This window comes from Kocuria rhizosphaericola (genome assembly GCF_044462205.1).
GTDB classification, from domain to species: domain Bacteria; phylum Actinomycetota; class Actinomycetes; order Actinomycetales; family Micrococcaceae; genus Kocuria; species Kocuria rhizosphaericola.
The window spans coordinates 38,109-47,434 of sequence record NZ_JBISWK010000141.1; the positions used below are offsets into that span (position 1 = coordinate 38,109).

Sequence of the window (9,326 nt, forward strand, 5' to 3'; positions counted from 1 at the left end):
GGCTACACAATAGTGTGTCTCACACACCATTGGAAGACCCGCAGGCCCCTGCCGTGCCCTCGCGCCTCCCCCCAATCGCCGAACTCCACGCCGAAGCCGGAGCCCTTGATCCCGCCGAAGGGCATGCGGGGGTCGATCGCACCGTGCTTGTTGATCCACACCGTGCCGGCCTGGATCCGTACGGCGACCTCCCGGGCGCGGTCGGTGTCGGAGCCCCACACCGAGGCGCCGAGCCCGACGTCCAGCCGGTTGGCCATGCGCACGGCCTCGTCCACCGAGGAGTACTTCACGATGGGCAGGGCGGGCCCGAACTGCTCCTCGGTCACGAGGGGGTTGTCGTCGTCGAGATCGGCCACCAGGGTCGTCGGGTAGAAGTGGCCCGGCTGGTCCGCGGCCGGGTCCCCGCCGAGCAGCACCCGCCCCCCGCCGGCCTTGGCCTTCTCCACGAGGTCGGCGACGATCTCGAACTGCGACCTGTTCTGCAGAGGCCCGAGGACGTTCCGCTCGTCCCGGCCCTCGCCCATCGGCATGGCCGCCGCGACCTCCGTGAGGGACTCGCACACGGCGTCGTAGACGTCCTCGTGGACGTAGAGGCGCTTGAGGGCCGCGCAGGTCTGGCCCGTGTTGATGAACGCGCCCCAGAACAGGCCCTCGGCGATGGCCCGCGGATCGGCGTCCGGGAGCACGATGCCGGCGTCGTTGCCGCCCAGCTCGAGGGTCAGCCGGGTCAGGGTGTCCGCGGCCGAGCGCATGATCGCCTTGCCCGTGGCGGTCGACCCGGTGAACGTCAGCTTGTCCACACCGGAGTGCTTGGACAGCGCCTCGCCGATCTCCCGGCCGCCGGGGACCACGGTGACGAGGCCCTCGGGCAGCACCTGGTTGAGGACGTGCACCAGCCCCAGGACGGAGAGCGGCGTGTACTCGGAGGGCTTGAGCACCACGGTGTTGCCCATGCGCAGCGCCGGGGCGATCTGCCAGACCGAGATCATCATCGGCCAGTTCCAGGGACCGATCGCCCCGACGACGCCGATGGGGTCGTACGTGAGGACCGCGGTGCCGGACTCGTCGTCGAAGACCGTCTCGGGCTCGAGCGGCAAGGACGCCGCCGCGCGCATCCAGGCGGCCGCGCCGCCGACCTCGAACATGGCGTTCGGCCCGTGGTGCACCGGCTTGCCCTGCTCGCGCGAGAGCAGCTCGGCGAGCGCCGCGGCGTTCGCTTCGATCGCGTCGGCGGCCCGGTGCAGCAGGGCGCAGCGCTCGGCGTCCGGGACGGCGGCCCACTCGGCCTGCTCCTCCCGGGCCCGGGCCAGGGCCCGCTCCAGCTCCTCGACCGTGGACTCGTGGACGCGGCCGACCAGCTCCCCGGTGGCCGGGTCGAGGATCTCGCGACCCTCCGGGTCGGTGATGGCGGCGAGCAGGTCGTCATAGGTCGTGGCGGGCGAGGACTCGGTCGTGGCGGTCACGGGATCTCCTTCGGGAGGGTCGGATCAGTGCTGTCCCCATGGTGACCCAGGACACGTGGCCGCGGCTTGTCCGTGCGCGCCGGGACAAGGCTCCGCGGTGTGCCCGGGATCACACTGGAGCCATGAGCAACGAGAGCGCCAAGACCTACGTCGTCGTGGGCGCCGGCACCGCCGGCAGCATCCTGACCCGCCGCCTCCTGGACGCCGGCCACGAGGTGGTCCTCCTCGAGGCCGGCGGCAAGGACCTCAACCCGGCGATCCACCTGGTGTCCCGCCTGGGCGAGCTGTGGCACTCGCCGGAGGACTGGGACTACTTCACCGTGCCCCAGCAGCACGCGGACGGCCGGGTGATCCACTGGCCGCGCGGCCGCGTGCTCGGAGGCTCCCACGCGCTCAACGCCACCATCTGGGTGCGCGGGGCGGCGCAGGACTACGACGCCTGGGCCGCGGACGGCTGCCCGGGATGGGGCTGGGAGGACGTGCTGCCGTGGTTCAGGGCGGTCGAGACCTACGTCCCGCCCGCCGACGCCGTCCCGGACGGGAGCCGGGGCACCGACGGCCCTGTCCCCGCGGTGCAGGACTATCCGCTCAATCCGCTCTTCGAGGCCGTCATCGAGGCCGCCGAGCACGTGGGCGTGCCCTACAACGAGGACTACAACGCCGGCACGCTCGACGGCGTCTCGCAGCAGCAGATCAACGTCCGGGACGGACGGCGCTTCAACACGTACATGGCGTACGTGGCCCCGGTGGAGGAGGACCCGCGGCTGACGGTCCGCACCGGCGTGCTCCTGCAGAAGGTCCTGCTCGAGGACGGCCGCGCGGTCGGCGTGGCCGTCCTGCCCCTCGACGACCCGGACGGCGACCCCGAGGAGATCCTCGCCGACGAGGTGATCCTGTGCGCCGGGGCCCTCGACTCCCCCAAGATCCTCCTGCGCTCCGGGATCGGCCCGGCCGAGCACCTCGCCGACGTCGGGGTCCCCGTGGCCCACGACCTGCCGGGGGTCGGCGCCAACCTCCACGACCACCTGCTGGCCCCCGTCATCGCCGAGGCGACGAACCGGACGATCGAGCACCCCGAGTCCGACTGGTCCGTCACCCAGACCCACCTGTTCTGGCGCTCCCGTCCGGACCTGGACGCGCCCGACACACAGCCGATCCACTTCTCGGTGCCGATGTACGACGAGCAGATGACCGGACCGGCCAACGCCTTCACCCTCCACTCCGGGCTGGTCCGCCCGTACTCCCGGGGGACCGTGCGGCTCACCGGGCCGGGGGTCTCCGACCCCGTGGCGCTCGACCCGAACATCTTCGACGACCCGCGCGACCGCGAGGCGCTGCTGGCCTCCTTCCGCCAGGCCCGCGAGATGGTCGCGACACCGCCCCTGGCGGAGGGGTGGGGCGCCGTGGAACTCTATCCCGGCCCGGAGGTGCGCACCGAGGACGAGGAGATCGCCTACCTCAACAAGTTCGTCACCACCTACCACCACCAGGTCGGCACGTGCCGCATGGGCACCGGCCCGGACGCGGTCGTCTCCCCCGACGACCTGCGCGTGCACGGGATCGACCGCCTGCGGGTCGTGGACGCCTCGATCATGCCGCGGGTGCCGAGCGGCAACACCAACGCGCCGACGGCGATGATCGCGGAGCGCGCCGCGGCCCTCATCGCCGGAGGGTGACGGCGCCGCCCGGCCCCGGGGGCGAGCCCGTGCGGAGCGGAGCTCAGTCGTCCCAGCCCTCCTGCGGCGTGGCGCAGGACTCCCGGAACACGTACTGGGAGATCCGGCGCCGCTCCCGGCTGGACCAGTCGATCGCCGGGCGGCGGTGCTCCTCCGGGACGTAGCCCAGCCGGTAGACGGCCATGAGCTCGAGCTCCTCGGGCACGTGCAGGAGCTCCACGATCTCGGCCCACCGGGCGGGGGCCTCCATGGGGAAGGAGATGAACTGGATGCCCATCCCGAGCTCCACGGTGGTCAGCCACAGGTTCTCCATGGCCGCGCCCATCGAGAAGAGCGAGTAGAAGCCGGAGAGCTCCCCCGGGCGGTACTCGCGGCGGTCGAGCATCACGCCGAGCAGCAGCGGGGACCCCGCCACGAGCTTGTGGTTCTCCGAGCCCAGGGTCTGCGGCACCCGCAGCCGGTTCATCATCGCCTGCCCGCCCGGGGTGAACGCCTTCTTGGTGAAGGGGCGCAGCACTGCGGGCAGCTTGTCGAAGAGCATCCCGAAGCGCTGCTCGTCCATCTCCTGCCTGCTGAACCGGAAGTAGCGCTTGTACCGGTCGAAGAAGGTCCCCTCGGCCATCACCTGCGTCATCGAGTCCGCGCTGATCCGGGCGATCCGGTCGATGGTCCCCCGGTCCTCGATCAGCACGAAGCGCCACGGCTGGCTGTTGAACTGGGAGGGCGCGGCCGCGGCCGTCCGCAGCAGCAGCCTCTGGTGCTCCGGGGAGACCCGGTCCGGCAGGAACGGACCGTTGGTGGTGCGGCGGTTGAAGACGACGTCGAGGAACTCCATGTGCTCTCCGGTCAGGTCGGGCGGGCGGATCGGGTCGGTCGGGCGGGTCGGCCCGCGCGGGCGGCGCGGGCTCGGAACAGGGCTGCGGCGTAGAACGGCGCCGCGGACAGCGCCGCGAGCGCGTGGCGTCGCGGGTGCCCCTGGGCGGGCGTGCCGATGTGCGGCAGGGCGGCCAGGGGCAGCAGCGCCGGCGCCAGGGCCCGTCCCGCCGCGCGCCCGGAGGCGGAGGACGAGCCGGCGGAGAGGACCGCGGCCAGCGCCGTCGTCGTGGTGGTGCTGATGTAGAGGGCGTGGTGGATCCAGCGGAACCGGCCCGTGCGCACGAGCCCTGCGCCCACGGACGCGCCCAGGGCGGCGTTGGCGGCCCAGCACGCGCTCGCGAGGCCGATCCACGGACCGGGCGACGAGCCCACGGCACCCACGGTGTCTCCCACACGGCCCCCTTCTCCCGTCAGCTCCTGCCGGGCACCGGCAGGGATCCCCAGTCTAGTGACGGCGCGCCGCGCCACCCCCCGGCCCGCCGCGCTCCTTGGCGGAACGTGTCGGCCCGCAGAGAATGGGCAGATGCCCTCCGTCCTGCCGCGCACCCGCCTCGACCTCTCCCGGCGGGACGCCGAGCTGCGCGAGCTGATGGACGACCCCTGCTGCGACCTCGCCGCGCTGGAGCGCACCTACGCGCGCTTCGACCTCGTCAACCTCCTGGTCGCCGGGTGGTCCACCGCCTACCGGCGCAGGATCCGGCCCCTCGCCGAGCCCGGACGGCCGCTGACCCTCCTGGACGTCGGTTCCGGCGGCGGGGACGTCGCCCGCGCCCTGGCCCGGTGGGCCCGGCGGGACGGGATCGACCTGCGGATCACCGGCATCGACCCGGACGCCCGCGCCCACGACTGGGCGTCGGCACGGACCGCCCGCTGGTCCGCCCGGCACCCGCGGGCGGTGCCCCCGGTCTTCCGGCGCGTCACCAGCCGGGAGCTCGTGGCGGCCGGCGAGACGTTCGACGTCGTGGTCTCCAACCACCTGCTCCACCACCTGGACCCCGGACCCGTGCGGGAGCTCGTGGCGGACTCCGAGCGGCTGGCCGGCCGGCTCGTGGTGCACAACGACCTCGTGCGCAGCCCGGCGGCCTACCGGCTGTACTCGGTGGGCGTCCTGCCCCTGGCCCCGGGCTCCTTCCTGCGCACCGACGGGCTGCGGTCCCTGCGCCGCGCCTATCTGCCCCACGAGCTGCGCGAGCTGGCCGGTCCGGACTGGGAGGTCGGCCCCGGTTCGTTCGGGCACCAGCAGCTGGTCCAGGAGCGTTCACTCCCGGTTCACACGCGTCCTCCACGCTGAGGCCGGGACCGACACGACGACGTGCCCGGCACCGGCCGGGCCGGGAACGGAGAACCAGTGAAGATCGCGATCCTCGGCGGTGACGGCTTCTGCGGCTGGCCCACCGCCCTGCACCTGTCCGCGCGCGGCCACGACGTGGTCGTGGTCGACAACCTCTCCCGCCGCGCCATCGACGTCCAGCTCGGGACGGAGTCGCTGACCCCGATCCGCGGTCTCGACGAGCGCCTGGCGGCCTGGGCGCAGCGCACGGGCCGGCGGATCGGCGTCGCCGGGATCGACCTCGCCGAGGACTACGAGGCGTACCTCGACCTCCTCGTCACCGAGCGCCCGGACGCCGTGGTGCACTTCGCGGAGCAGCGGGCTGCGCCGTTCTCCATGAAGAGCCCGCGCACCAAGCGCTACACCGTGGACAACAACGTCAACGCCACCCACAACGTGCTGTGCGCGATCGTGGAGTCCGGCCTGGACGCCCACCTCGTGCACCTGGGCACCATGGGCGTCTACGGGTACGGCACCGCCGGGATGCGGATCCCGGAGGGCTACCTGGACGTGGAGGTCCCCGGCCCGCACGGCGGCGTCGCCCAGCAGATCCTCTGCCCCGCCCGCCCCGGCTCGCTCTACCACATGACCAAGGTGCTGGATCAGACCATGTTCGCGTTCTACGCCAAGAACGACGGGCTGCGGATCACCGACCTGCACCAGGGCATCGTCTGGGGCACCAGCACGGCCGAGACGGCGCTCGACGAGCGGCTCGTCAACCGCTTCGACTACGACGGCGACTACGGCACGGTCCTCAACCGCTTCCTCGTCCAGGCGGCCGTCGGCCACCCGCTGACCGTGCACGGCACCGGCGGGCAGACCCGCGCGTTCATCCACATCCGGGACATGGTCCGGTGCGTGGAGCTCGCCCTCGCCCACCCCCCGGCGGCCGGTGACCGGGTGAAGATCTTCAACCAGATGACCGAGACCCACCGGGTCCGCGACCTCGCCCAGCTCGTGGCCGGGCTCACCGGCGCGGAGGTGGAGATGGTCCCCAACCCCCGCCAGGAGTCCGCGGAGAACGACCTGCACGTGGACAACGACGCGTTCCTGGACCTCGGTCTGCGGCCCACCACCCTCTCGGAGGGCCTGCTCCGGGAGGTCGAGGAGGCCGCCGTGCGCTGGGCGCACCGCGTGGACCTCTCCCGCATTCCGGCGACGTCCGTGTGGAACGCCCGCCGGCGCCCGGGGGTCCCGGCGCGGGGGGCCCGCCCTGCGGCCCTGGGCGTGGGCGCCTGAGCCGGCGGATGCGGATCGCGCTGTACACGGACGTCTTCGTCCCGAACGTCGACGGGGTGGTGACGCGCCTGACGCACACCCTCGACGAGCTCGGGGACCTCGGCCACGAGGTGCTCGTGCTCACCCCGGGGAACCCGCCCGAGCGGTGGGGTCCCCACCGGGTGGTCAGGGCCCCGTCCGTGGCGTTCCCCTGGTACCGGGACGTCCGGGGAGGCCTGCCGTCCCCGCGGGTCGAGCGCGCCGTGTCGGCGTTCCGCCCCGACGTCGTGCACGCCGTGAACCCGGTGTGGTTCGGCGCGTGGGGCGCCCTCTCGGCGCGGGCCCGGAGCCTGCCGCTGCTCGCGTCCTTCCACACCGACGTGCCGCAGTACCTGGACGCGTTCGGGCTGGGGGCCCTGCGCCGGCCGGTGGAGCGGTGGATCCGCGCGACCCACAACCTCGCCGAGGTCAACCTGTGCACGTCGGGGCCCATGGTGGAGCGGGCCACGGCCCTGGGCGTGCGCCACGCGGCGCTGTGGCCCAAGGGCGTCGACACCGGGCTGTTCCATCCCGCGAAGGCCTCGCCCGCGATGCGGTGGCGGCTCACGGGCGGGCACCCCGGGGAGAGGCTGGTGCTGTCCGTCGGGCGGCTGTCGAAGGAGAAGGACGTGGAGGCCCTCCTCGACCCGCTCCGGCGGCTGCCGGGCACCCGGCTCGCCGTGGTGGGCGACGGCCCGCACCGGGCGGAGCTCGAACGGCGGTTCGCGGGCACCCCCACGGTCTTCCCGGGCCGGCTCGCCGGGGAGGAGCTGGCCGCCGCGTACGCCTCGGCGGACGTGTTCGCGTTCCCGTCCAGCACGGAGACCCTGGGGCTCGTGGCCCTGGAGTCCCTGGCGAGCGGGGTGCCGGTGGTCGGCGCCCGGGCCGGCGGCATCCCGTTCGCGGTGGACGACGGGCGGACCGGGCTGCTCGTGCCGCCCGGCGACGCGGACGCGCTCACCGACGGCCTGGCCCGGCTGCTCGACGACGCGGCCCTGCGCGCACGGATGGGCGCGGCCGGCCGGGCCGACGCCGAGGGCCTCGGCTGGCGGGCCGCGACCGAGTTCCTCGTGGCCTCGTACGACGAGGCGGCGGACCGGCACCGGCGGCGCCGGGAGGGGACCGGGCGGTCCGCCGCCTAGATACCCCGGGGGGTACTTGCGCTATACCCCCAGGGGTATTATCGTTGTGTTCAGGACGACGCGGGCACCCCTCCGGGGCACGCGTCACCAGCCACCGAACGAAGGAGAGATTCATGCTGATCGAGCGCATCTACGACGAGGACCTCGCCCAGGCCAGCTACTTCATCGGGTGCCAGCGCACCGGCCAGGCCCTGGTGGTCGACGCCCGCCGCGACATCGACGTCTACCGGGACATGGCGGCCGAGAACGGCATGGAGATCACGGCGGTCACCGAGACCCACATCCACGCCGACTACCTCTCCGGCACCCGCGAGCTGGCCGCGGCCACCGGCGCGACCGTCCACGTCTCCGGCGAGGGCGGGGAGGACTGGCAGTACGAGTTCGAGGCCGCCCGCCTGCACGACGGCGACGAGATCCGCATCGGCAACATCGTCGTGGCCGCGGTGCACACCCCGGGCCACACCCCCGAGCACCTGTCCTTCCTGGTCACCGACGGCGCCTTCGCCGACGCCCCGGGCTACCTGCTCACCGGCGACTTCGTGTTCTCCGGCGACCTGGGCCGCCCGGACCTGCTGGACGAGGCCGCCGGCGGCGTGGACACCCGCTTCCTCGGCGCGAAGCAGATGTTCACCAGCCTGAAGGAGAAGTTCCTGACCCTGCCCGACCACGTCCAGGTCTTCCCCGGCCACGGCGCCGGCTCGGCCTGCGGCAAGGCCCTGGGTGCGATCCCCTCCACCACGGTCGGCTACGAGCGCCTCTACGCCTGGTGGGGCCCGTACCTGGCGGCCGACGACGAGGCCGGCTTCGTCGCCGAACTGCTCGAGGGCCAGCCCGACGCCCCGTTCTACTTCGGGCGGATGAAGAACCAGAACCGCCGCGGCCCGGCCGTCATGGGCGAGCGCGCCCCGCTGCCCGAGCTCGACACCCAGCAGGTCGCGGAGCAGCTGGCGGCCGACGAGGTGACCTTCGTGGACACCCGTTCCGCCGACGAGGTGCACGCCGGGACCGTGACCGGGGCGCTGAACATCCCGGCCGGCAGGGCGATCGCGACCTACGCCGCCTGGGCCGTGAACCCCGAGGCCGACTCCCGCCCGCTGGTGCTCCTGGCCCCCGACCAGGAGGCCGCCCAGGAGTTCTGGGACCACCTGGTGCGCGTGGGCGTCGACGCCGTGGCCGGCTACGTCACCACCGTCGAGGGCCTGCCGCAGTCCACCCCGCGGCTGGTCGCCCCGGAGGAGGTCGAGGCCTTCGAGAAGGCGATGCTGCTGGACGTGCGCGCCGTCAGCGAGCACACCGCCGGCCACGTCCCCGGTTCCATCCAGCTGCACGGCGGCCGGGTCCTGTGGAACCTGGACCGGCTCCCGGAGCAGGGCACGGTCGTGACCTACTGCCAGAGCGGGCTGCGCAGCTCGGTCGTGGCCTCGACCCTGCGCCACGCCGGCTACGACGTCGTGGAGCTCGAGGGCTCCTACGCCGCCTGGTCCGCCCGGCAGGAGGCCCTGCAGGCCACGCCCGCCGGCTGAGCCGCGCTCCGCTCCGGCGGAGAGCTCCCCGAACGCCGCGTCCCCCGGGTGCCACCGCA

8 protein-coding genes are annotated in these 9,326 nt (G+C 73.5%); 5 read left to right on the forward strand and 3 right to left on the reverse strand.

All coding sequences use genetic code 11. The features are described from left to right. Nucleotides 1–2 precede the first annotated feature (2 nt). Nucleotides 3–1,463 (reverse strand): aldehyde dehydrogenase family protein, encoded by a 1,461-nt coding sequence (locus ACH9D2_RS14655; RefSeq protein WP_396363545.1) that lies wholly within the window; start codon nt 1,461–1,463, stop codon nt 3–5. Between the two features lie 122 nt (nt 1,464–1,585). Between ACH9D2_RS14655 and ACH9D2_RS14660 the strand changes: the two genes are divergently transcribed. Continuing rightward, nucleotides 1,586–3,139: a GMC family oxidoreductase gene (locus ACH9D2_RS14660; RefSeq protein ID WP_396363546.1), complete on the forward strand. Its 1,554-nt coding sequence runs from the start codon at nt 1,586–1,588 to the stop codon at nt 3,137–3,139. A 43-nt stretch (nt 3,140–3,182) separates the two neighbouring features. On the opposite strand, the gene ACH9D2_RS14665 is transcribed toward ACH9D2_RS14660, so the two are convergent. Beyond that, on the reverse strand, nt 3,183–3,974 hold the full coding sequence (locus tag ACH9D2_RS14665; RefSeq protein WP_396363547.1) for a nitroreductase family protein: 792 nt from the start codon (nt 3,972–3,974) through the stop codon (nt 3,183–3,185). An 11-nt stretch (nt 3,975–3,985) separates the two neighbouring features. Next, complete coding sequence (locus tag ACH9D2_RS14670; RefSeq protein ID WP_396363548.1) at nt 3,986–4,408, reverse strand: hypothetical protein; 423 nt, start codon at nt 4,406–4,408, stop codon at nt 3,986–3,988. A gap of 130 nt (nt 4,409–4,538) precedes the next feature. Between ACH9D2_RS14670 and ACH9D2_RS14675 the strand changes: the two genes are divergently transcribed. From ACH9D2_RS14675 to ACH9D2_RS14690, 4 genes are all read left to right on the forward strand, one after another. Next, entirely contained in the window at nt 4,539–5,306 is a 768-nt protein-coding gene (locus tag ACH9D2_RS14675; RefSeq protein ID WP_396363549.1) for a methyltransferase domain-containing protein, read from the forward strand. A gap of 57 nt (nt 5,307–5,363) precedes the next feature. Then, a complete protein-coding gene (locus ACH9D2_RS14680; protein WP_396363550.1) occupies nt 5,364–6,584 on the forward strand; it encodes an NAD-dependent epimerase/dehydratase family protein in 1,221 nt (406 codons plus the stop codon). 8 nt (nt 6,585–6,592) lie between these two features. Further along, the gene (locus ACH9D2_RS14685) at nt 6,593–7,744 is read left to right on the forward strand and encodes a glycosyltransferase (protein WP_396363551.1); all 1,152 of its coding nucleotides are present in this window, start codon (nt 6,593–6,595) and stop codon (nt 7,742–7,744) included. A gap of 113 nt (nt 7,745–7,857) precedes the next feature. Beyond that, a complete protein-coding gene (locus ACH9D2_RS14690) occupies nt 7,858–9,267 on the forward strand; it encodes a rhodanese-like domain-containing protein (protein WP_396363552.1) in 1,410 nt (469 codons plus the stop codon). Nucleotides 9,268–9,326 lie beyond the last annotated feature (59 nt).

Excerpts from the sequence above, each read along its gene's own strand:
- ACH9D2_RS14685 (WP_396363551.1), top strand. The coding sequence starts at position 6,593 with ATGCGGATCGCGCTGTACACGGACGTCTTCGTCCCGAACGTCGACGGG.
- ACH9D2_RS14690 (WP_396363552.1), top strand. The coding sequence starts at position 7,858 with ATGCTGATCGAGCGCATCTACGACGAGGACCTCGCCCAGGCCAGCTAC.
- ACH9D2_RS14660 (WP_396363546.1), top strand. The coding sequence starts at position 1,586 with ATGAGCAACGAGAGCGCCAAGACCTACGTCGTCGTGGGCGCCGGCACC.
- ACH9D2_RS14665 (WP_396363547.1), bottom strand. The coding sequence starts at position 3,974 with ATGGAGTTCCTCGACGTCGTCTTCAACCGCCGCACCACCAACGGTCCG.
- ACH9D2_RS14675 (WP_396363549.1), top strand. The coding sequence starts at position 4,539 with ATGCCCTCCGTCCTGCCGCGCACCCGCCTCGACCTCTCCCGGCGGGAC.